The organism is Sporacetigenium sp. TC11, assembly GCF_058146105.1.
Genome location: NZ_JBYVNY010000011.1, coordinates 80,629 through 104,518, shown reverse-complemented (window position 1 = coordinate 104,518; position 23,890 = coordinate 80,629). Strand labels below are relative to the sequence as shown.

General features: G+C 28.1%; 22 protein-coding genes, 1 pseudogene and 1 other annotated feature. Of the genes and pseudogenes, 19 read left to right on the top strand and 4 right to left on the bottom strand.

Going from position 1 to position 23,890, the window contains the following annotated elements; all coding sequences use genetic code 11:
• Positions 1 to 182: pseudogene (locus ACUSRV_RS14280) on the top strand (hydroxylamine reductase); the annotation flags it as partial.
• Positions 183 to 362: 180 nt separating this feature from the next.
• Positions 363 to 1,130 (top strand): DUF2935 domain-containing protein, encoded by a 768-nt coding sequence (locus tag ACUSRV_RS14275; protein WP_490142638.1) that lies wholly within the window; start codon positions 363 to 365, stop codon positions 1,128 to 1,130.
• A 63-nt stretch (positions 1,131 to 1,193) separates the two neighbouring features.
• Here ACUSRV_RS14275 and ACUSRV_RS14270 read toward each other — a convergent pair whose 3' ends face one another.
• Both ACUSRV_RS14270 and ACUSRV_RS14265 read right to left on the bottom strand, forming a co-directional pair.
• On the bottom strand, positions 1,194 to 1,403 hold the full coding sequence (locus tag ACUSRV_RS14270; RefSeq protein ID WP_490142637.1) for a hypothetical protein: 210 nt from the start codon (positions 1,401 to 1,403) through the stop codon (positions 1,194 to 1,196).
• 201 nt (positions 1,404 to 1,604) lie between these two features.
• The gene (locus tag ACUSRV_RS14265) at positions 1,605 to 3,056 is read right to left on the bottom strand and encodes an aminoacyl-histidine dipeptidase (protein WP_490142636.1); all 1,452 of its coding nucleotides are present in this window, start codon (positions 3,054 to 3,056) and stop codon (positions 1,605 to 1,607) included.
• Between the two features lie 156 nt (positions 3,057 to 3,212).
• Here ACUSRV_RS14265 and ACUSRV_RS14260 point away from each other — a divergent pair, with 156 nt between their 5' ends.
• Positions 3,213 to 3,545 (top strand): hypothetical protein, encoded by a 333-nt coding sequence (locus ACUSRV_RS14260; RefSeq protein ID WP_490142635.1) that lies wholly within the window; start codon positions 3,213 to 3,215, stop codon positions 3,543 to 3,545.
• Between the two features lie 19 nt (positions 3,546 to 3,564).
• On the opposite strand, the gene ACUSRV_RS14255 is transcribed toward ACUSRV_RS14260, so the two are convergent.
• Entirely contained in the window at positions 3,565 to 4,014 is a 450-nt protein-coding gene (locus tag ACUSRV_RS14255; RefSeq protein ID WP_490142634.1) for a hypothetical protein, read from the bottom strand.
• Between the two features lie 139 nt (positions 4,015 to 4,153).
• Between ACUSRV_RS14255 and ACUSRV_RS14250 the strand changes: the two genes are divergently transcribed.
• The 8 genes from ACUSRV_RS14250 to ACUSRV_RS14215 all read left to right on the top strand — a co-directional run bounded on the left by ACUSRV_RS14250 (position 4,154) and on the right by ACUSRV_RS14215 (position 16,247).
• The gene (locus ACUSRV_RS14250; protein WP_490142633.1) at positions 4,154 to 8,401 is read left to right on the top strand and encodes an acyl-CoA dehydratase activase-related protein; all 4,248 of its coding nucleotides are present in this window, start codon (positions 4,154 to 4,156) and stop codon (positions 8,399 to 8,401) included.
• Positions 8,402 to 8,523: 122 nt separating this feature from the next.
• Positions 8,524 to 8,767 (top strand) — a binding site (T-box leader).
• Positions 8,768 to 8,831: 64 nt separating this feature from the next.
• On the top strand, positions 8,832 to 10,229 hold the full coding sequence (gene asnS, locus ACUSRV_RS14245) for an asparagine--tRNA ligase (protein WP_490142632.1): 1,398 nt from the start codon (positions 8,832 to 8,834) through the stop codon (positions 10,227 to 10,229).
• Positions 10,230 to 10,371: 142 nt separating this feature from the next.
• Positions 10,372 to 11,307, top strand: coding sequence for a hypothetical protein (locus ACUSRV_RS14240; RefSeq protein ID WP_490142631.1), 936 nt, complete (start codon positions 10,372 to 10,374; stop codon positions 11,305 to 11,307).
• A gap of 82 nt (positions 11,308 to 11,389) precedes the next feature.
• The gene (locus ACUSRV_RS14235; protein WP_490142630.1) at positions 11,390 to 12,394 is read left to right on the top strand and encodes a serine/threonine-protein kinase; all 1,005 of its coding nucleotides are present in this window, start codon (positions 11,390 to 11,392) and stop codon (positions 12,392 to 12,394) included.
• 109 nt (positions 12,395 to 12,503) lie between these two features.
• The gene (locus ACUSRV_RS14230) at positions 12,504 to 13,619 is read left to right on the top strand and encodes a potassium channel family protein (RefSeq protein ID WP_490142629.1); all 1,116 of its coding nucleotides are present in this window, start codon (positions 12,504 to 12,506) and stop codon (positions 13,617 to 13,619) included.
• 89 nt (positions 13,620 to 13,708) lie between these two features.
• Positions 13,709 to 14,905 (top strand): D-alanyl-D-alanine carboxypeptidase family protein, encoded by a 1,197-nt coding sequence (locus ACUSRV_RS14225; RefSeq protein WP_490142628.1) that lies wholly within the window; start codon positions 13,709 to 13,711, stop codon positions 14,903 to 14,905.
• Positions 14,906 to 14,995: 90 nt separating this feature from the next.
• Entirely contained in the window at positions 14,996 to 15,676 is a 681-nt protein-coding gene (locus ACUSRV_RS14220) for a cytochrome c biogenesis CcdA family protein (protein WP_490142627.1), read from the top strand.
• A 10-nt stretch (positions 15,677 to 15,686) separates the two neighbouring features.
• A complete protein-coding gene (locus tag ACUSRV_RS14215; protein ID WP_490142626.1) occupies positions 15,687 to 16,247 on the top strand; it encodes a TlpA family protein disulfide reductase in 561 nt (186 codons plus the stop codon).
• Between the two features lie 98 nt (positions 16,248 to 16,345).
• Here ACUSRV_RS14215 and ACUSRV_RS14210 read toward each other — a convergent pair whose 3' ends face one another.
• Positions 16,346 to 17,506 (bottom strand): MFS transporter, encoded by a 1,161-nt coding sequence (locus tag ACUSRV_RS14210; protein ID WP_490142625.1) that lies wholly within the window; start codon positions 17,504 to 17,506, stop codon positions 16,346 to 16,348.
• A gap of 330 nt (positions 17,507 to 17,836) precedes the next feature.
• Between ACUSRV_RS14210 and rpsB the strand changes: the two genes are divergently transcribed.
• The 8 genes from rpsB (at position 17,837) to ACUSRV_RS14170 (ending at position 23,880) form a co-directional block, all read left to right on the top strand.
• Positions 17,837 to 18,559 carry a 30S ribosomal protein S2 gene (gene rpsB / locus ACUSRV_RS14205; protein ID WP_490142624.1) on the top strand — a complete coding sequence of 241 codons (723 nt, stop codon included), beginning with the start codon at positions 17,837 to 17,839 and terminating at the stop codon, positions 18,557 to 18,559.
• A 65-nt stretch (positions 18,560 to 18,624) separates the two neighbouring features.
• Positions 18,625 to 19,545, top strand: coding sequence for a translation elongation factor Ts (tsf, locus tag ACUSRV_RS14200; RefSeq protein WP_490142623.1), 921 nt, complete (start codon positions 18,625 to 18,627; stop codon positions 19,543 to 19,545).
• Between the two features lie 61 nt (positions 19,546 to 19,606).
• A complete protein-coding gene (pyrH, locus tag ACUSRV_RS14195) occupies positions 19,607 to 20,311 on the top strand; it encodes a UMP kinase (RefSeq protein WP_490142622.1) in 705 nt (234 codons plus the stop codon).
• Between the two features lie 21 nt (positions 20,312 to 20,332).
• Entirely contained in the window at positions 20,333 to 20,890 is a 558-nt protein-coding gene (gene frr / locus ACUSRV_RS14190) for a ribosome recycling factor (RefSeq protein WP_490142621.1), read from the top strand.
• The gene (locus ACUSRV_RS14185) at positions 20,890 to 21,090 is read left to right on the top strand and encodes a hypothetical protein (RefSeq protein ID WP_490142620.1); all 201 of its coding nucleotides are present in this window, start codon (positions 20,890 to 20,892) and stop codon (positions 21,088 to 21,090) included. The genes frr and ACUSRV_RS14185 overlap by 1 nt, the downstream gene beginning before the upstream one ends.
• Positions 21,091 to 21,127: 37 nt before the next feature.
• Entirely contained in the window at positions 21,128 to 21,862 is a 735-nt protein-coding gene (uppS, locus tag ACUSRV_RS14180) for an undecaprenyl pyrophosphate synthase (RefSeq protein WP_490142619.1), read from the top strand.
• 11 nt (positions 21,863 to 21,873) lie between these two features.
• The gene (locus ACUSRV_RS14175) at positions 21,874 to 22,653 is read left to right on the top strand and encodes a phosphatidate cytidylyltransferase (protein WP_490142618.1); all 780 of its coding nucleotides are present in this window, start codon (positions 21,874 to 21,876) and stop codon (positions 22,651 to 22,653) included.
• Positions 22,654 to 22,728: 75 nt separating this feature from the next.
• Complete coding sequence (locus tag ACUSRV_RS14170) at positions 22,729 to 23,880, top strand: 1-deoxy-D-xylulose-5-phosphate reductoisomerase (RefSeq protein ID WP_490142617.1); 1,152 nt, start codon at positions 22,729 to 22,731, stop codon at positions 23,878 to 23,880.
• The last annotated feature ends 10 nt before the right edge of the window (positions 23,881 to 23,890 follow it).

Genomic DNA, 23,890 nt, shown 5'->3' with positions numbered 1-23,890 from the left:
CAATACTATTAGGATTATTCAGCTTAGGTGTTAAGAACATGTATGTTGGACCATCAGCTCCAAAATTCATATCACCAGGAGTATTAAAAGTATTACAAGATGTATTTAACCTACAATTAATAAGTGGGGATGCTAAAGCAGATCTTCCAAAAATGTTAGGTGAAGTTAAGGCTAACGCATAATTGACCCCAATTATTCAATAGAATTTAATACAAAAAGAGGCTACCGTTTTCGGTAGTCTTTTTTGAGCAACGGACCATCTTCTCAAGGTCGTTGGCGATATGAGCATAGCGAATTTTTGAGCACAATATTTTATATTAAACATATAATACACTGATATTGAAAAATGTAGGAGGTATTATATGTTTAATATAAAAAAAGAAATAGAATTTTGGACTAGAATAATGAGAGATCACGGCGAATTTCAATATACTAGCTTAGCACCAAATGAATATAAATATATTCAAAAGGCTAAATATTTTATGGATTTATTTGCAAACTTACATGAAGAAGCGAGAAATTTACCAGATGACATGTCAAATAAAGAGGCTCTTAGTTTAATTCCAAAGAATATTATTGCACTTCAACAATTTGTTGATTTTAAAAGAGAGATGCTGACAATGTTGATAAAATGTAATATAGGATTATCTCTAACACCTACATTTTTAAATCATATGATAAATGAAGCTATGGAGTATTATAGAGTTTTGTGTATAATTCAAGGAACTACACCTTATAATAAGGCATTAGAAAATATTAGACTACATAAGACATGGTTACCAGATGCGTCTGGCCATGCTTCAGCTATGGCTTCTGATTTAGATGCAGTTGAGACTGAATTTATCTATATAGGGGATAAATTTTCAAAGAGATTCCGTGAATTGTTTATAAAATCTTATGAAATGTACAAGATATTTGAAAGAACAGGTGTAGAAAATGGATCTTTATTATATCTAAATAAAGAAGTTGAAAAAGAGATAGATAAATTCATTTCCTACCTTGAAAGTGTAGAAGTTTTAAGAGAAGGCTGTAATGTTCTTGGATCGGGAACATTAAAATCTTTAATTCCAAATCATATGATACGTGAAGAAAAATATTATATGTATAGAATAAAGATGTTATATGAATAAAATTAATTTAAATTAAATACTTAAAACAAAAAGGCTTTGGATTAACCAAAGCCTTTATATATATTAAATATATAATTCGTTCATTCTAGATATTAGGTAGTTACCTTGAATTAATTTATATTGATTAGATGATAAAATAGTAGATATTTCTTTAATTGTACCTTCTAAAAGAATATCTTTTTTACAACATGAACAAGCTAATGTATATCTATTATCTAATCCTAAAAAAGTAGTAACAGTTGGACACAGAGTAACGCTCTCATGCATGCACATTATAATCACCTCTTTGTATTTGTTTATATTTATAGGATTATTATATACTATTTTAAAGAATAGATATACACTTTTTTGCATTTATAACATACTAATAAACTCTAAAATTAATAATCTAAAGTTTATAATCATATTTTAGAAATAAATAAAGTTTAAAACACATAATTACTTTAATATATTTTGAGGTATTATATATATTTCTTATTTAATAGACTTTAATATTTCAATGATATAATTCCATGTTTTTTGAGTAGATGAGATACTTAAATGTTCATTTGGAGTATGGCAATCATACATATTAGGGCCAAAAGATATTATATCTACATATTCCAATTTTTCTTTTAATAAACCACATTCAAGACCTGCATGTATAGCAGTAACTATAGGATTTTTTTTATAAATATTTTTATAAACATCTACACATATGTCTCTCAATTTAGAATCCTTATTATAAGCCCATCCAGGATAATCTCCTTCAAGAACAAGGTTAGCATGAAGTGCATATGCTAAAGAACTAATTCTATTAGTTATTTCGACCTTCAGGCTTTCTACTGAACTTCTTACAGCATTTCTAAATATTATATTATTCTGATCAGTTTGTATAACCCCTAGGTTAGTTGAGCTTTCAACTAAGTCTTTTATATCCGTACTCATTGTTTGAACACCATTAGGAATTAAATCAATTAGCATAATAACTTTTTGCTTAGTAATATCATCAAATACATTTTGAAAATTATTTTCTATTTTATCTATTGATAATTCAAAGTTAGGATCTGAAGATTTTAATTCATTAGATATAGCCAAATGCATTTTTTTTACAACTTCTTGTAAATTACAGTTGTCATTAGTTAGAATGATAGCTTCAGCTTCTCTTGGTATTGCATTGTCCTTAGAGCCACCGCTTATACAAACTAAATCAAAATCTATATCATCATTTAATACATGTAAAACCCTTCCAAGTAATTTGTTTGAATTTCCTCTTCCTTTATCTATATCAGAACCAGAATGTCCACCTTGTAAACCTTTTATATTTACAGAGTATGCATTTAAAGATTTATCAGCAGTTATGTAATTTATTGGTAAACTTAAATTTGCCCTAATACCACCAGCACAGCTTACTAGTAATACATCTTCTTCATCGGAATCTAAGTTTAACATATATTTGCCAGATAACAAATTCCCATCTAATGCCTTGGCTCCATTCATACCTGCTTCTTCATCTACAGTAATTAATACTTCAAGTGGTGGATGTTCTATATTATTTGACCCAAGTATAGCCATAGAGTAAGCAACCGCTATACCGTTGTCAGCTCCGAGTGTAGTTCCTGTTGCATAAATCATATCATCTTGTATTCTAAGTTTTAGATTATCTTTTTCAAAATCATGTATTGTTTCTCTGTTTTTTTCACATACCATATCCATATGCCCTTGGAGTATAACTGTAGGTGCATTTTCATAACCGTTAGTTGCTGGTTTTTTTATTATTATATTTAAAGCTTCATCTTGTATTGTTTCAAGGCCTAAGTTTTTACCAAAGTTATATAAATAATCGCTTATAGCTTTTTCACTTTTAGAACATCTTGGAATTGAAGAAATTTCCTCAAAATAATTAAAAACAGATTTAGGTTCTATATTTAAAAGTGTACTATTCATAAATTTTCCTCCATATATAAAGATTTCACCTATATTATAACACTATGTATATTATTTCCAAAAAAATTAATTTACAAATCTATAGTATTTAGAATTAAATAGAAAGTGTATAATTGGCTTATACTAATTAATCATAGGATAATATTGGAGGAAGATATGCTTAATATAGGAAATTTAACTTTAAATTGTGATTTTGAAACTAGGATAATAAGAGAAGATGAATTAGATGCTGATATATTTGTAGATATAAAAAATAGACCCTTAGATATAGATCTAGGGAATAATGATTTTGGAATTACATCTAGAATCCAATTTAATTGGGTAAGAGGTGTTATCCTTAGATTAAGTAAACAAAGTCATTATATGACAGTTCATTTACTTGCAAATATAGACCTTCATTCTGCATATGCAAATTTTGAGGTTGAGTATAAAGACAGTGTTTTAAATATAAAAGAACATGATGGAATAGTATGTATATATAAAAAATAAGCCTTTATTCATACAAGGCTTATTTTTCTGATGGTATTAATAATTCTTCTCCAGATTGTATATTGTAAGTATCTGATACTTTAGTTTTGTTTTTTTCTTTTATAACTTTTCTAAAATCATCTATATCATCTATGTCAGTATTATATTTTTTTATGATGTCGTCTAAATTTTCTCCATCTTCAACAATGTGACTTATAAATTCTCGATTTTTCATTACCTTATTATAAGTTTTTTCATAAGTAAAATTCTTCAGCCCTCCCATTACAGGCATAGAATTATCTATTATATCAAGTCCTGCATCTAAACAACTTATATAATTGAATATACTTTCTCTTAAAATATCACCTGAGATTTTTATATTTTCCGATTTATCTATTTCATTTGTAAAGTGACCGTGGTGTTCATCTTCTCTAAACGCTCCTATAAATATAGAAAATGCTATTATAAAAATAAAAATTAATCTACTCATACAAAACCTCCTACAATTTTAGTATTACTACTTTAATGTTTTTTAAACTATAATAGTAAAAATTTTACATATCAGAGTTAAATAACCTCAAAATTGTTAATAATAGGTAATTATAATAAAATTTACGGAGGTGGTACCTATGAATAGATTATTAAACATAGGTTTAGATATAGGGTCCACAACAGTCAAGATAGTTATATTAGATAAAAATAAAGATATAGTATATAAGGTTTATAAGAGACATTTGTCTGATATAAAGAGTACTTTAATTAATATCTTAGATGAAGTAAAAGATATAATTAAGGGAAGAGAAATAACTATAAGTATGACTGGATCAGGAGCAATAGACATAGCAGATGACCTAAAAGTTCCTTTTATTCAAGAAGTTATAGCTTGTACAAATTCAGTACAAGAGTACATACCGCAAACGGATGTTGCTATAGAATTAGGTGGGGAAGATGGAAAGATAACATACTTTGGATCTACAATAGATCAAAGAATGAACGGAGCTTGTGCTGGAGGAACTGGGTCATATATAGATCAAATGGCGTCATTACTTAGAACTGATGGGGAAGGAATAGGGAACCTTGCAAAAAAACATAAAACTATACATCCAATAGCATCTCGTTGTGGAGTATTTGCAAAGACTGACGTTCAATCACTTTTAAATGAGGGAATATCAAAAGAAGATATAGCTGCATCTATACTTCAAGGAGTAGTAAATCAAACTATTACAGCACTTGCACAGGGGAAACCTATAAAGGGAAAAGTTGCATTTTTAGGTGGGCCTCTTTATTTTATAGAAGAACTTAGAACTAGGTTTGTAGAAACTTTAAATCTTAAAGAAAATGAAATAATTGTACCACCAAATTCTCAATATTTTGTTGCATTAGGAGCAGCTTTAAGTTCTATAGATAATAAACCATTTAAAAGTGATATACTTTATGACAATATAAAAAAATTGTATCTCAAGGTATATTTTAATGAAACTTCATCAAAACCATTGTTTTTAGATGAAAATGATTATATGAGATTTAAAAAAAGACATAGCTTAAACAAAGTAAAAAGAATAGATATAAATTCATATAAAGGAGAAGCTTATTTAGGCATAGATGCTGGATCTACAACTACAAAACTAGCTCTTATAAGTGAACAGGGTGAACTAATTTATTCTTATTATTGTAATAATAATGGAACTCCACTAGAGTCAGTTGTAAATGGATTAAAAAATATGTACTCAAATATAAATAAAGATATAAAAATAGCCCATTCATGTGTAACTGGTTATGGAGAAGGCCTTATAAAAAATGCATTAGGTGTAGATGTTGGAGAAGTAGAAACAGTAGCACACTATAAAGCATCAAAATTCTTTCTACCAAATGTGGATTGTATTTTGGATATAGGTGGACAAGACATGAAATGTTTAAAAATAGATAATGGAGTTATAAATTCTATTATGTTAAATGAAGCTTGTTCATCTGGATGTGGGTCATTTATAGAGACATTTGCTAATTCATTAAACATTGATTTATCAGAATTTATATCTTATGCAGTAAAATCAAAGTCTCCTGTTAATTTAGGAACTAGATGTACAGTATTTATGAATTCAAGTGTAAAGCAAGCTCAAAAACAAGGGTTTGATATAGGTGATATAGCAGCAGGTATATGTCTATCAGTAGTAAAAAATGCACTGTATAAAGTGATAAAACTAAGGGATGCATCTAATTTAGGTGAAAATATAGTAGTTCAAGGTGGAACTTTCTATAATGATGCTGTTTTAAGATCTTTGGAATTAGAGTTAAATAAAGAAGTTATAAAACCTGATATATCAGGAATAATGGGAGCATTTGGATGTGCAATTATAGCAAAGGAAAAATACAACTTAAAGTATGAAAGTAGAAATATAAATACTACCCTTATAAATGAATATGCTGCTGATAATTTTAAATATAGTACTATAAATAAACGATGTAGTATGTGTACAAATAATTGTTTGTTGACAATAAGCAAATTTGAAAATGGCAAAAACTTTGTAAGTGGAAATAGATGCGAAAAAACTACTAAGGTAGATAATAAAATAGAATTGCCTAATTTATATGAATATAAATTAGAAAGATTGTTTTCATACAAAGCCTTAAGCGATGATGAAGCTATAAGAGGTGTTATAGGTATACCGAGAGTACTTAATATTTACGATGACTATCCATTTTGGCATACATTATTTACAACTCTTAAATATAAGGTTGTATTATCTTCTCCATCTTCTAAAGAAATTTATGAAATGGGAATAGATACTATACCATCAGAATCTATTTGTTATCCTGCAAAATTAACTCATGGTCATGTAATAGATTTAATAAACAAAGGTGTAGGTAAGATTTTTTATCCTGCTATATATTATAATGTTAAAGAAAACAAATCTAAAAACCATGTATACAATTGCCCAATAGTTATATCTTATACGGAAAATATAAACTTAAATATTGATAAGATAAAAGATAAAAATATAAAGTTTTATAATCCTTATTTATCATTGGAACATAAAAGTAAATTAGCTTATAGACTGTTAGAGGTTTTAAAAGATGAGAATATATCATTAAAGGAAACGAAAATAGCTGTAGATAAAGCCTATGAAGAATTATATAGATACAAATTTGACATAGAAAATGAGGGTAAAAAGACAATTGCATACCTTAAAGATAAGAATATAAGGGGGATAGTTTTAGCTGGAAAACCATATCATCTAGACCCTGAAATTAATCATGGAATACCAAATCTTATAAATTCTCTGGGATTTGCTGTTCTAACTGAAGATAGTATAGCTCATTTGTCAAAGGGAAATATAGATATATCAAATCAATGGATCTATCATTCAAGGCTTTACAATGCAGCAAATGTAGTTTGTGAAAATCCAAATTTAGATATTATACAACTTACTTCCTTTGGATGTACAACAGATGCAGTATCAACTGATATAATAGAGAAGATATTAAAATCAAAAAATAAAATACATTCTTTAATAAAAATTGACCAAATAAATAATTTAGGGTCAGCTAAAATAAGGATACGTTCATTAGTGTCTTCAATAAAAGAAAGAGAATTAAGAAATACTTATAGTAATAAAGAAGATTATATATCTGTAAATCAAAATGAATATGTTATAAATAATAATGTAAATATAAAAGATTCTTACACACTATTAATACCACAAGTAAGTGATATACACTTAAATTTTATGGAATCTGCATTTGAAAACTCTGGATACAAGGCAGAACTTTTAAAAAATGGTGATGAAGATGCTATAAAAGAAGGATTAAAGTATGCAAATAATGATTTGTGTTATCCATTTATAATAGTTATAGGTCAGGTAATGAAAGCTATAAAGTCAAATAAATATGACCTTAATAAAATTGCAATTCTTATGGTAAAAACCAACGGACCATGTATTGCAAGTAATATGACAGATATACTAAGAGGTATATTTAAGGAACAAGGATTAGAAAATATACCTGTTATACCATTGTCAATTGAAAAAGATAAGAATAGTCCAAAACTTAGGTTAAGTCCAAATCTTTTATATAAAATAGGCCAGTCAATAGTATATGGAGATTTATTAACCAAGGTATTACTTAAAACTAGACCTTATGAAAAAGAAAAAAATTCAGCAAATAAACTATATGAAAATTGGGTAGAAAAGTGTAAAAAATCTTTGAAAAGCAATAATGTAGGTGAATATAAAAAAAATATATACAATATAGTAAATGATTTTGATAAATTACCTATATATGAAGATGTAATAAAACCAAAGGTTGGGCTTACAGGAGATATATATATAAAGTTTAATGATTTTTCTAATAACAATATAATAGCTCTTTTAGAACAAGAAGGAGCAGAGGTTATAGCACCAGATTTTATGAGCTTTTTATTATATTGTGGGTATGGAGGAAAATTAGAACATGAAAATATATGTCCTAGTCTTATAGGATTGAACACATCTAATATAGCTGTGGGTCTTCTAGAATTTTTAAGAAAAGATATGCAAAAGTCATTAAAACAAAGTAAAAGATTTTTTAAGGCCCCAATGGGATATGAGTTAGCAAAATCTGCACAAAACTACATATCTCTAGGAAATCAAATTGGAGATGGATGGATAGTGACTGGCGAAATAGTTGACTATGTAAAAAATGACATAAAAAATATATTAAGTATGCAACCTTTTGGATGTTTACCAGGTCATGTTGTATCAAAAGGAATTTTTAAGAAACTTAAAGAAGATTACCCATACATAAATATATCCTCTATAGATTATGATCCTAGTGAAACAAAAGTAAATCAACTTAATAGAATAAGGCTTATGATGAGTATTGCACATAAAAACTTAGGATAATAATGTAAAAGTCTTTTATATGTAAGAAATTCACACAAAGTTTAGAAAATATGTTGACTTGGTAATTTTATACTGTTATAATTTTCTTAAAATAAGAAATAATAACATAATGATAATAATAATTATAAGCGATGAAAAGAAGAGTAGATATAGAATGTAGTTTTAGAGAGCTGGGGATGGTGAAATCCTAGTACGAGGTCTATATTGAAGAACATCTTGGAGCTTCTAACCGAAATCCACTTTGGAGAGTAGACTTAGACGGCATTGTCCCGTTATAGACAAAGAGCATATATGTGCTTAATGAGTTGGTCGTGTATACGACAATTTGGGTGGTACCGCGAGAGAATATAGCCTTTCGTCCCTTTTATAGGGATGAAGGGCTTTTTTTAATTATAAGGATATTGTACAAAAATACTAAGGAGGATTTAATATGCAAAAAGAATTTTTAACAATAAGAGAATTATACAGAAATTCTCAAGATCATGTAGGACAAACAGTAAAAATAGCTGGGTGGATAAGAACTTCTAGAAGTTCTAAAAACTTTGGCTTCATAGAATTAAATGATGGAAGTTTTTTCAAAAACATTCAAATCGTATTTGATGAAAAATTAGAAAATTTCAAGGAAATAGAAAAATTACCTATAAGTTCGTCTATACATATTGAAGGTGAAGTTGTTGAAACACCAACAGCTAAACATCCTGTAGAAATACATGCTAAAAATGTAGTGGTAGAAGGATTATCTGATAGTACATATCCTCTTCAAAAGAAAAGACATAGTCTTGAATATTTAAGAACTATAGCTCACTTAAGACCAAGAAGTAATACGTTCTCAGCTGTATTTAGAGTAAGATCATTGGCAGCTTATGCTATACATAGATTCTTCCAAGACAGAGGATTTGTATATGCTCATAGTCCAATAATAACTGGAAGTGACTGCGAAGGTGCAGGAGAAATGTTTAAAGTAACTACACTAGACTTACATGATATACCTAAAACTGAAGGTGGAGCTATAGATTATAAAGATGATTTCTTTGGTAAAGAAGCTAATCTAACAGTTAGTGGTCAGCTAGAAGGCGAAATAATGGCATTGGCATTTAGAAATATATATACATTTGGACCAACATTTAGAGCAGAAAACTCTAACACTGCAAGACATGCATCTGAATTCTGGATGATAGAACCTGAAATTGCATTTGCAGACTTAGAAGACAACATGGAATTAGCAGAAGATATGATAAAATATATAATAAATTATGTTTTAGAAAATGCACCAGAAGAGATGGCATTCTTTAACGAATTAATAGATAAAGGTTTATTAGAAAGATTAGACAACATAGTAAACGCAGATTTCGGCAGAGTAACTTATACTGAAGCTATAGAGTTATTAAAGAACTCAGGTAAGGAATTTGATTATCCAGTTGAATGGGGATGTGACTTACAAACTGAACATGAAAGATATTTAGCAGAAGAAATATATAAAAGACCAGTTTTCGTTACTGATTATCCAAAGGATATAAAATCATTCTATATGAGACTTAACGAAGATGGAAAAACTGTTAGAGCTATGGATTTATTAGTTCCAGGAGTAGGAGAAATAGTAGGTGGTAGCCAAAGAGAAGAAAGATTAGAAAACTTAGAGGCAAGAATAGAAGAAATGGGTCTTAAAAGAGAAGATTATTGGTGGTACTTAGAATTAAGAAAATATGGTACTGCTACACATTCAGGATTTGGTTTAGGCTTTGAAAGAATATTAATGTATATGACTGGTATGTCTAATATAAGAGACGTTATACCATTCCCAAGAACTCCAAAAAATGCAGAATTTTAATATATAAACTCGTTGAATCTTCAACGAGTTTTTTATATTAAAAAGAAAATTATAATTGGTGTATTTTATTTATATAAATATAAATTCTTTTATGATAGAATTGTTAGGTATTAATAATTATTCATTAAGGTAGGGGATATATTTGGGATTTAATATAAAAAACAATGTGATAGACTCTTTGGTAGATACATCTAAGAAATTATTAACAAAGAGACTAGATGCATTATCAATTAAATTTGGAGATAAAGATGTAGTAAGGGCTGAAATGGCAAAGTATATTGATGGTTTAGCTAATCATGCAGGCAAATATGGAGAAGAAATAAAAAAACAAATATTGATATGGTTAGAAGAAGCGTTAAGAAAAATGGTTTTTCCAACTAAAGATTATAAAAAGGAATATAATAGCAGTATTGAAGAATATAAAGATGTAATCCAGTGTATAAATGATATACATTTAAAAGTTATAGAGCTAAAGGAAAAAGGATTTTATTTGGAATTATCTAGATTCATAGATTTATACTCAACAATACAAAAGGTAAATATAGAACTTCCAACTGTTCAAAGAGAAGAAATAGTAATAAGGACAAAAGACCTTGGCAAAATGAAAAGTACAATAACCAAACCTAATTTAGAATTTGCAATAACATGCGAGGAAGAAGAATATTTAAATTTTGAAAATAAAATTGATAAGTATAAAATAGATGATAATACTGATGAAAAAATCTTAAAAAATATATGTTCTGAACTAAAATCTGAGATTAAAACTTCACGAAATATGAAGGAAAAATATTATAGATATTATGAAGATACAAAAAAGACACATGAAAAATTCGAAAAGTTACTACAAGACTTAGAACAAGCCTTAAATATAGCAAAAGAAGAAAGAAATAAATCTATAAATATAAAAATAAAAAATTATCTAAGAAATATAATAGGGAAAAAACCTATTCCACTTTATTATAAAGATTTAGATTATAAAAACAAACAAATATTACATGAAAATATGAAAATAGCTAAAATGGTTGTAGGTATATTAAATCAACCTTCACTAGAGATTATAAAAAAGCTTTCCAAATAGGAAAGTTTTTTTATATAAATAAAGGATTTTAGATAAAAATGTAGAACTTTGTATCACATGAACACGTTGGAGGTAGCATAAATTGTCATACTTAGCAGATAGATACAAAGTATTGGAATTAATAAGTGAAGGAAGAAGATCTACAGTATATAAAGCAAAAGATATTGAAAAATCAAATGTAGTTGCACTTAAAATTATTAAAGATGGGATAATAGACAACGAAAATTTCATAGCAAATTTAATAGATGAAGCAACAGTATTAAACGATATTGATTGCACATATATAACGAAGATATATGATGTAGGAACTTGTTATGTTGAAGATAACAAACATTATTATATAGCTATGGAGTATATAGAAGGTGAAAGTTTAGATAAAATCTTACAATTAAAAGAAGTAGATATGAATTTAACACTAAGTATAATGAAACAAATATGCCATGGTATAGATATAGCTCATAGGTATAATATAATACATGGAGATTTACAACCTCATAATATACTATTAGATGAAAAAGGTGTTATAAAAATAAATAATTTTGGAATTATGACTTCAAATAGTAATGTATTTAAAAATAATATACAAAAAACTGTGGGGCAAATAGATTATCTTTCTCCTGAACAAATTAGTATAGGTCATACAGAAAAATCAAGTGATATATATTCCCTAGGAGTATTGTTTTACGAACTTATATTTAAGAAGCGACCTTATTATAGCGAAAATAATATGGAGAATTTATTGATGTTTATTAATAAAGGGATAATATGGAATGAATTAGAATTAAATGATATCCCTGATGAAGTTATAAATATAATAAAAAAACTTACAAAAAGGTCAAGGAAAGAAAGATATAATGATATTCAACATCTGATAGTAGATATAGCTAAATGTATGTATGAAGAAGATAAAGAAAGTGAAAACATCGTTATAGATGAAGAGGTTGTTAAAGTGAGTTTAAGCAGAATGAAAAAAAGAAGAAAAATAAGAAAATTACAAAGAAAAAGACTTTATAAAATTTCAAGTATAGGGTTTTTAGTATTAATATCTATTGGTTATTACGCTTTATATAAATTAAATATATTTTAACAAAACACTTGAATCTTTCAAGTGTTTTTCTTTATATATTTAAATGAATTACAAATATACTAACTGATAATACTAAATCATATGAAGTTTTATATTTGGAGGTTTATAAATGACTTGTACATGGATTTCATCAACAGATGATAATATAAAATGTAATAGAAAGTCTTATGATAATTCAGGATACTGTTTATTTCACAAAACTAATAAAACTGAAAACGAAAATAAAATAATGGTTAGAGAAATAAAGAATTTTTTAGAAAATGATATGAATATAACAAGATTAGAAAATGATAAATATGTTTTTGATTTTAGAGGATTTATATTTGAAGAAGATTTTATAATGGATTTAGATAGTAGTGATGAAATTAATAATGAAGATATAATATACGATTTTTCAGAAGCTGTATTTAATGAAAAAGCTTATTTTGATAACTATAAGTTTATTGGAGATGTATATTTTGACAACACTGTATTTAATGATATTGTTTCATTTAAAGGAGTATTATTTGATGGAAATTGTGTTTATTATAAAACAAAATTTAATAAGATAAATTTAAATTATATGCCTTTTCAAAAAACAAGTTTCAAAGGGCAAAACTTAGTAATAAAAAATATAGAAAATATGCCAAAATTAGATGGTATAGAATTTTCAACCGTTACCAAATTTATTATTCAGTATGTAAAATACGATAAAAATCAGTATCTAAATGGTAGAAATGCGTATAGAATAGCTAGACTTCAAGCCAATACACTTGGAGATCATGATAGAATGGGAATTTATTATTATAAGGAAAGATATTACGGTGGAAAAATAATAAAGGCAAATGATTTCGAAGACAGAGGAGAATATATAAGAGTTAAGATATTTGATCTAACATCTAGATATATAATAGGATATGGAGAAAAACCACTGAGTGTATTTATTATATCATTTTTTATAGTTAGTATATTTGCACTTTTATATATGTTTGTTGGAGTAGAGTCAACATTAAATGAAATAGTAAATTTAGACATAAATAAATTATTTACATATAACATTGATGAAATAATATCGATTTATATAAAGTTATGGTATTTTAGCGTAGTTACATTTGCAACTGTAGGATACGGAGATATCGTTCCTATAAGTATAGCTGGTCGAGTATTAGTTATATTAGAAATATTTTTGGGTGTTACAATGGTTGCTTCTTGGGCTTCTGTGTTAATTAAAAAAATGTCTAGATAATATTTAGTAAATAATTACTAGAGTATATTGGCCATTAATAGGAAAAAATTATTATATAAAAAAATTAACGACAGAGAAGGTGAAAAATCATGAAAAATAAGCTTAAAAGTATAATAACTTTAGTTCTGATTTTTACATTAGTAACACCATTTTCCTCATACGCAAAAGATGAGGAAACAATAGATAAATATAGTAAAGCATCTATCTTAATAGATCAAGAAACTGGTAGAATATTACATTCAAAAAATCCAGATGAAAAAAGACCATTAGCTAGTTTGAGCAAGATGATGACTTTTTTAGTAGCAATAGAATCTATAAAATCTGGAAAGGTAAAACCTGATGATATTGTAAAAATAGATAAAAAAGCAGCTTCAGTTGGAGGTTCAAGTTATAAGCTAAAGGTAAATGAAGAGGTAAAACTTCTAGATCTTATGAAAGGACTTATGATAGTGTCAGGAAATGATGCTGCAGTTGCAATAGCTCAACATATATCAGGAGATGTAGATTCATTTGTAAAATTAATGAACAAAAAAGCAAGAGAGATAGGTATGAAAAATACACATTTTATAAACACTAATGGACTTCCAATTTATGATTTAAGTGAGCCAGCAAAACCTCCAAAAGAAAATATATCTACAGTTAGAGATATAGCTATTCTTGGGAAATATATGATGGATCACCACGAAAAAGAAGTTGTATCAATAACAGATATGAACACTTATTCAAATGCCGAAAGAGGATTTGTAAGAAACAATACAAATGCATTACTTAGAATTTATCCTGATGTAGATGGTATAAAAACTGGTTACACAGGAAATGCAGGATATTGTTTATGTTTTTCTATGAATGTTCCTGACGATAATAATGATGGAAAAAGCTTTAGATTGATAGGTGTTACATTAGGTGCTACTAAAAAAGAAGCAAGAATGGCTGCGTCTACAGCTATGTTGAAATATGGAAGAAATAATTTTGAAACATATAAACTAGAAGATAAAAATGAATTAATAGGAAAAAGATATATAAAAGGATTAGATGAACTAGAAGTTATATTAAAAACTAGGGATGAATTATGGACTATAAAAGGTAAAGATGAAATAATAACTTCTGAAATTAAAATAAATGAAATAAATTATCCGGTTAAAGAGGGCGATGTATTAGGATATATGAAATACTATGGAAAAGATAAAGAATTACTTGGAATAACTGATATAATAAGTGATAACACTGTAGACAAAGTTCCAATAAAAGTACGCCTGAAAATGTTATTGAACAACTCTGATAATTAAGCAAAAACTCATGAACTATTTAGTTCATGAGTTTTTTTCTTTAACATAATGTAATATAATGATATAAATGATTATAAGGAGATGACCATAATGGATGTTACGATAGCTTTGGCTCTTGGAGCTGGATTTTTATCTTTCTTCTCACCTTGTATACTACCTATGATACCTGCCTATATTACATATATAACTGGAGTTAGTTTAGAAGAAGAATTAAGAAATAAAAAAGTATTAGCAATTATTAGAACATTAGTATTTGTATTGGGATTTACTATAGTATTTATGATGCTGGGATTGTCATTTAGCGCTATAGGAAGTATTTTTGTGAAATATAGAAACCTACTTTATAAATTATCAGGTATTGTTATAATACTATTTGGACTCAATATGCTAGGGGCTATTAAATTAAATATAAGAAGTATAAACTTTAAAATTAGTAAAGAGCCAACTAAAATTACAGGAGCTTTTCTTATGGGTATGGCATTTGGAGCAGGATGGACTCCTTGTGCAGGAGCTATACTTGGATCAATACTTTTATATGTATCAACAACTGCTACTTTGTACAAAGGATTATATTTATTGTTTATATACTCTATAGGTATGGGTATACCTTTTATTATAACTGCTATTTTAATAAGTAGATTTAGCGAGTTTATTCTAAAGTATGAAAAATCTGTAGTATACATAAATAAAATAGGAGCAATTGTACTTATACTATTTGGAATATTAGTGTTTTTTAATAAGTTGTCTATAATAAGTAGATTATTTATATAGGAGGTATGAAATGGTTAGAAAAATTATATCTATATTATTAATATTAATAGTAATTACTCTGGGGTATGTGTATTTAGCCAAAAACAATAAAGAAGTTAGTAATACTGAAAATAATATAAATAAAGAGATAAACGAAAGTAGTAACGATAAAAAAGTTGATGTAGTGGAAGTAGGAAAATCTGCACCAGATTTTACACTTACAGATATAAATGGAAAAGACGTAACGTTATCAGATTTTAAAGGAAAAAAAGTATTGTTGAACTTTTGGGCTACATGGTGTCCTTATTGTGTTAAAGAAATGCCTGATTTAAATAAGGTATATAAAGAAAATGAAGAAGATTTAGTAGTTATAGGAATAGATGTAGGAGAAGATATAAATACAGTAAGTAAGTTTTTAGAAGAAAATAATGTTGATTATCCTATTGTATTGGATATTAACGGTAGGACTGCATTAAAATATAATGCTCATATATCACTACCAATATCTTATGCTATAGATGAAGAAGGGATTGTGAAGGGGAGTCAACTTGGAATGATGAACTATGAACAAATGAACTCCTTTATAAAATAATAATATATAAAAGCCTCTTTCGAGGCTTTTTGAGTAAAGCGAACTTTGAGCAACGGGCCTGTTTCTCAAGGCCGTTGGCGATATGAGCATAGCGAATTTTAAAATACTTCTCTTTTACTAGCAATTCTAAAAATAGAAATATAAAACACAGTAGATAACACTAATGCAATTGGGATTAAAGCAAAAGAAGTATATACACCTACATTATCGTTAAATATCCCAACTATATAATTGAAGCTCATATTAACTACAGACACATAGGTAAGTATTACACCCATAGTATAAGATGTATTTTTGTCAAACACCTTAGTTATCATAGTTATAGTAGTAGGAAAAATTATTGAAAAAAACAAACCAGATATAGATATAAGTACTGTAAAGTTAGATTTTAATAAATATCCACTTGCAAATAATATTGTAGCGCATATTAAGGAAAAACTCATTGTTTCCTTTATACCGTATTTAGTGACTACAAACCCTCCAATAAGTCTTCCAAATGTAAACATAAAGAAAAATAATGATAAATAAGAAGTAGCAGTAGATATGTTAAAATTATAAGAATTTGTGGCAAAGTTTACAAACCAGTTACTAAATCCTACCTCTGAAAACACATAAAACCCTTGTGCAAGGATGAAAAGTATTACAAGCTTATCTTTAAAAGCATAAAAAGGATTTAAATTTGCCTTTTCAAAACATACATCAGGAAACTTAAGTTTTAAAGATATTAAATAAGAAATAAGAAATAATACAAAAGCCCCTATGTAAACATATTTAAAATTTATATTATTTTCAGCCATTTTTCCTGAAAATTGTTGGCCTAATGTAACACCAAGGCCAAAGAAAAAATGTGTTAAATTTATAAGTATAGTTTGATAAGCTACAAATAGTATAGGAGAAATAGAGTTTACTGATATAGCTTGAAGTCCAGAACCTATATTAGTTACAAATATAGCTAGAGTAAAAAGCATAAAGTTAGGTGAAAGTGCTGTTAATATATAAGATATAGACATTATTAACATAGAATATAAAAAGACTTTTCTTTGTCCAAATTTAGAACAAAGGATACCGCCTACATAAGTTGATATTATATATCCTAATGTAGCTATTGCAAACATAAATCCAATATAAGAATCTGTAACATTAAATGAAGACTTAAATTGTTCTACGAAAACTCCTCTCATGCATTCTATAAAACCTATTATAGCCATGTTAAAAAATATAAAAAATATTGTGCTTTTGTAATTAAGTTTTTGTGACATAGTTATATCCTTTCAATTAATTTTATATTATAAAACCAAATAAGATTATAGCACAATGTGATGAATAGTTATGTTGTTTTCTATATAAATATATTGTTAAAAATGAATACCATTTATACATTAAGGAAATAATTATTTAGGGAATAAAAAATGTAAATGATTTGTATAAAATAGGTAAAAACATGTTGTATTTTCAAAATCTCTGTGATATACTAGCATAGGTTAAAAAAATTAAAAATACACACGGCATTGAGATCCTTAAAAAGGTGCCCTGAAGTGGTTTTTTAGGGAGATGAACAAGCCGGAGGTAAAAACCAGGAGGTTAAGTAAATGGCAGTAATATCAATGAAACAATTACTAGAAGCTGGTGTTCATTTCGGACATCAAACAAGAAGATGGAATCCTAAAATGGCTCAGTATATATTCACTGAGAGAAATGGAATATACATCATAGATTTACAAAAAACTGTTAAAAAAGTAGAAGAAGCTTATAGATTCACTAAAGAAATAGCTGAAACTGGAAAGCCAATACTATTTGTTGGAACTAAAAAACAAGCTCAAGATGCTATAAGAGAAGAAGCTGAAAGATGCGGAATGTACTATGTAAATGAAAGATGGTTAGGTGGAATGTTAACTAACCATACAACTATAAAAACAAGAATAAAGAAATTAAGAGACTTACAAAAAATGGAAGAAGATGGAACATTCAACGTTCTTCCAAAGAAAGAAGTTATAAAGTTAAGAGCTGAAAAAGAAAAACTAGAAAAATACTTAGACGGTATAAAGGACATGCCTGAAATACCAGGAGCTTTATTCGTTGTAGATCCAAGAAAAGAAAATATAGCTATACAAGAAGCTCATAGATTAGGTATCCCAGTAATAGGTATAGTAGATACTAACTGTGATCCAGATGAATTAGATTATGCAATACCAGGTAATGATGATGCTATAAGAGCTGTTAAGCTAATAACTGGCGCTATGGCTACTGCAATAATAGAAGGTAGACAAGCAATTGCAGAAATGGCAGAAGAGCAAGAATTAGTACAAGAGTAATAGCTAATAATTATGGTAAGGGATAATTTCCCTTACCATTAATAATATAAGGGAGGTAATTATTAATGGCTAATATAACTGCTGCAATGGTAAAAGATTTAAGAGAAAAAACAGGCGCAGGTATGATGGATTGTAAAAAATCTTTACAAGATGCTGAAGGCGATATGGAAAGAGCTATAGATATATTAAGAGAAAAAGGATTATCTAAAGCTGCTAAAAAATCTGATAGAATAGCTGCTGAAGGTTTAGTTGACATAGTTATGAATGAAGACAATACTCTAGCTGCTATAGTAGAAGTAAATTCAGAAACTGACTTCGTTGCTAAAAATGAAGATTTCAAAAAACTTGTTAAAGATACTGCTAACTTAGCTTTAAACACTAAGCATGAAAATATAGAAGGATTATTAACTGAAATACATATAGATGACAATGCTCCATTAGCTGACGTATTACAAAATAGAATAGCTACTATAGGAGAAAAATTAGACATAAGAAGATTTAGAAAAATGGAAACTTCAAAAGGCCAAGTTGCTGGATATATACATGGCGGAGGAAAAATAGGAGTATTAGTTGAGTTAGAAACTGAAGCTTTAGGAAACGCTGATGTATTAGCTTTAGGAAAAGATATAGCTATGCAAGTTGCTGCTATGAATCCAAAATATGTATCAAGAGATGAAGTTGATCAAGAATACATAGCTCATGAAGCTGAAATATTAAAGCAACAAGCTTTAAATGAAGGAAAACCAGCTGAAATAGTTGAAAAAATGATAAAAGGTAGATTAGAAAAACAATTAAAAGAAGTTTGCTTATTAGAACAAACTTTTGTTAAAAATCCAGATTTTACAGTTAAGCAATTAGTTGAAGATACTGCTAAAAAAGTTGGATCTTCAATAAAAGTTGTATCTGTTGAAAGATTTGAAGTTGGCGAAGGTATAGAAAAGAAACAAGAAAACTTTGCAGAAGAAGTTGCTAAGCAACTTAAGTAATAACCAAAAAGAGAACACTTTGTGTTCTCTTTTTTAAAAATGTCTGATTGGAGGATTTTTCATGGATAAACCTGTATATAAAAGAGTACTGTTAAAGTTAAGCGGTGAAGCTTTAGCGGGAAATAAGGGATTCGGTATAAACAACGATGTAGTCAACGAAATAGCAGAGGGTATAAAAAAAGTACAAGGAATAGGTGTTGAAGTTGCTGTAGTAGTTGGTGGAGGAAACTTCTGGAGAGGAAGAACATCAGAAGGAATGGATAGAACTACTGCAGATTATATGGGTATGTTAGCTACAGTTATGAATGCATTAGCACTACAAGATGCTTTAGAAAATATGGATGTTTTAACTAGAGTTCAAACGGCTATAGAGATGAGACAAATAGCTGAACCATATATAAGAAGAAGAGCAGTAAGACATCTAGAAAAAGCAAGAGTAGTTATATTTGCAGCTGGAACTGGGAACCCATATTTCTCAACTGACACAGCTGCTGCACTTAGAGCTGCAGAAATGGAAGCGGAAGTTATACTACTTGCTAAAAATGTTGACGCGGTATATGACAAAGACCCTAAGGTTCATCCAGATGCCAAAAAGTTTGACGAGTTAAGCTATATAGAAGTATTACAAAAAGAATTAAAGGTTATGGATTCAACTGCTACATCTTTATGTATGGATAATAGTATACCTATAAGAGTATTTGAATTAAGTACCGAAAATATAATAGATGCAGTTATGGGTAAAAACATAGGAACAGTTGTAAGATAAATTTAAAAAGGAGGGTAAACAATGAAATTAGAGGTTCATAAGAATTTAGAACAAAAAATGGAAAAAACTATAGGGGTTTTAAAAGGTGAATTTTCTACGCTTAGAACAGGGAGAGCAAACCCTGCAATATTAGATAAAGTAAGAATAGATTATTACGGAACTCCTACTCCATTAAATCAAGTAGGTGCAGTATCATCTCCTGATGCAAGAACAATAATGGTACAACCTTGGGACATGGGTGTTCTTAAAGATATAGAAAGAGCTATAGGTGAATCTGATTTAGGATTAAATCCAACAAATGATGGTAAGGTAATAAGAATAGCTATACCTGCATTAACAGAAGAAAGAAGAAAAGGCTTAGTTAAACAAGCTGCTAAAATGGCAGAGCAAGCTAAAGTTGCTTTAAGAAATGAAAGAAGAGATGCTAATGATAAATTAAAGAAAATGCAAAAAGACGGTGAAATAACTGAAGATGATTTAAAGAAAGCTCAAGATGAAGTTGATAAAACAATCAAGAAGTTCGAAAAAACAATTGAAGAATTGTTAGCTAATAAAGAAAAGGATATATTGACTGTATAATGAAGAATTACTATGAGCTTTTGGGTCTTAATATAGATGAAGTTAAGTCTATACTTGATTTTAAAAATATAAGATACGAAGTCAAAGAAACAATAGGTTTTAAGGACAAAGACAAATTGGTAATTCCTAAAGTAATCAATGTAAAAGAATGTGACGATAAATTAGAACTTATTGTTACATATTTTTCTGACTCCTTATAATAGGAGTCAGAAAAATATTTTATCGGAGGACCAAAGTATGAATAACAACAGTAAATATAACATAGATTTTAGTAATATACCAAATCATATAGCTATAATAATGGATGGAAATGGAAGATGGGCAAAGCAAAGGTTTTTACCAAGAACAATAGGACATAAAGCAGGAGTTGAAGCTATAAGAGATGTAGTGAAGGAATGTTCTACATTGGGGGTTAAACATTTAACACTATATGCATTTTCAACTGAAAATTGGAAAAGACCAAAAGTTGAAGTTGAAGCGCTTATGGGCTTGTTAGTTACATATTTATCTAAAGAAGTAAGAGAACTTCACCAAAATAATGTAAGAATAAACACAATAGGAGACATATCACAACTTCCACAAAAAGCTATAAATGCACTAAATGAATCTATAGAATTTACAAAAAATAATAGCGGATTAACTTTAAACTTAGCTTTAAACTATGGAAGTAGAAATGATATAAAAAATGCTATAATAGATATAGCAAAAGATTGTAAAAATGGTAAAATAGGTATAGAGGATATAGGGGAAGAATTAATTGCAAATTATTTAAGTACAAAGTCCATACCAGATCCAGATTTAATAATAAGAACTAGTGGAGAACAAAGAATAAGTAACTTCTTATTATGGGAAATGGCTTATTCTGAATTTTATTTCACAGATGTATATTGGCCTGATTTCACAAAAGAAGAACTTAGAAAAGCTATATATACATATCAAAACAGAGATAGAAGATTTGGAGGACTTAAGTAAGGAGATTATTTATGCTTGTAAGAACACTTGCCGCATTAGCTTTAGTACCATTATTATTATTTTTGATATACGGTGGAATGCCTCTTTATGTAATAGAATTTATAATAGTTATTATAGGATTAAATGAATTTTATAAAGCTTTTAAGCTAAAGGATATGAGAAGTATTGAATCTATAGGGTATATTTTTACGATATATCTTTTTTTGAAAAATATATTCAGATTTTCTATAGAATATACATTATTATTTTCATTTGCCTTATTTTTAATAGGGGCAATATTTATGATATATAAAAGATGTAATATAATTGAATTTGTTATAACTTATTTTGGAATTATATACGTAGCTGTATTTTTAGACCACATAATACTTACCGTAGACAATTTTGAATTGGGTAAAATATATGTTTGGCTTATATTTATTTTAGCTTTTATGACAGATACCTGTGCCTATTTTTCAGGGTATTTCTTTGGCAAACATAAGTTAATACCTCAAGTGAGTCCAAAAAAGACTATAGAAGGAAGTATAGGTGGAATACTAGGAAGCACTATATCTTGTGTTGTATTTGGATATTTATTTGACTTGAATTTAGTACATATGATAATAATTGGAAGTATAGGAAGTGTAGTTGCACAAGTTGGGGATTTATTTGCTTCTTCAATAAAAAGATATATAGGAATAAAAGACTATGGAAAATTAATACCTGGCCATGGAGGTATATTAGATAGATTTGATAGCGTTATATTTACCGCGCCTTTTGTTTATTATGCATTAAAATTATTTATACAATAGTAGCTTCAGTTTAACTGAAGCTTTAATTATATACAATATATTTGAGTGTGAGAATTATTAGAAGGGATGAGATTTATGAAAAGAATATCGGTATTAGGATCAACTGGTTCAATTGGAACACAAACTCTAGATGTTGTAAGAGAAAACCCTGAAAAATTTAAAGTAGTGGCATTAGGTGCTAATAACAATACAAATCTATTATTTGAACAAATAAAAGAATTTAGACCTAGGGTAGTTGCTGTTTTTAATGAACAAAAAGCAATGGAATTAAAAAATATGATACCGAAGGATATAAATATAGAGATTTTATCTGGAATGGATGGACTTAAGACTATATCATCACTTGATGATATAGATGTACTACTTACTGCAATAGTTGGTATGATAGGACTTATTCCAACTATGGAAGCAATAAAAAAGGGGATAACTATAGCCCTTGCAAATAAAGAAACTTTAGTTACAGCAGGCCAAATAGTTATGAGTGAAGCCAAGAAACATAATGTGTCAATACTTCCAGTAGATAGCGAACATTCAGCTATATTTCAATGTTTAAATGGAGAAAATACAAAACAAGTAGAAAAGCTTATACTTACTGCTTCAGGAGGACCGTTTAGAGGAAAGAAAAAAAATGAGCTTATTGGTATAACTAAAAATCAGGCTCTAAAACACCCTAACTGGACTATGGGTAGAAAAATAACTATAGATTCATCTACCTTAATGAATAAAGGTCTTGAAGTAATAGAAGCTAAGTGGTTATTTGACGTTAAAGTCAATGAAATAGATGTTGTTGTCCATCCACAAAGTATAATACATTCTGCAGTTCAGTTTATTGATAGCTCAGTAATAGCACAATTAGGAAATCCTGATATGAGATTACCAATTCAATATGCACTGTCTTATCAAGATAGAATAAAAAGTAACTTTGAAAGGCTTGATTTTTCAACTTTATCATCACTGACTTTTGAAAAACCAGACCTAGATACTTTCCCTTGTTTAAGACTTGCCTATGATTCATTAAATGCTGGGGGTACTTATACTACTGTTTTAAATGCAACAAATGAAGTTTTGGTAAATGAATTTTTAGAGGATAAAATAGGATTTTATGACATACCATATTATATAGAGAAGGCTTTAGAAAAACATCCGATAATATCTAATCCAAATTTAGATGAGATACTATATATAGATAACTGGAGTAGAGAATTTATAAAAGATTGTCTTAAATAGGAAGGTGAAT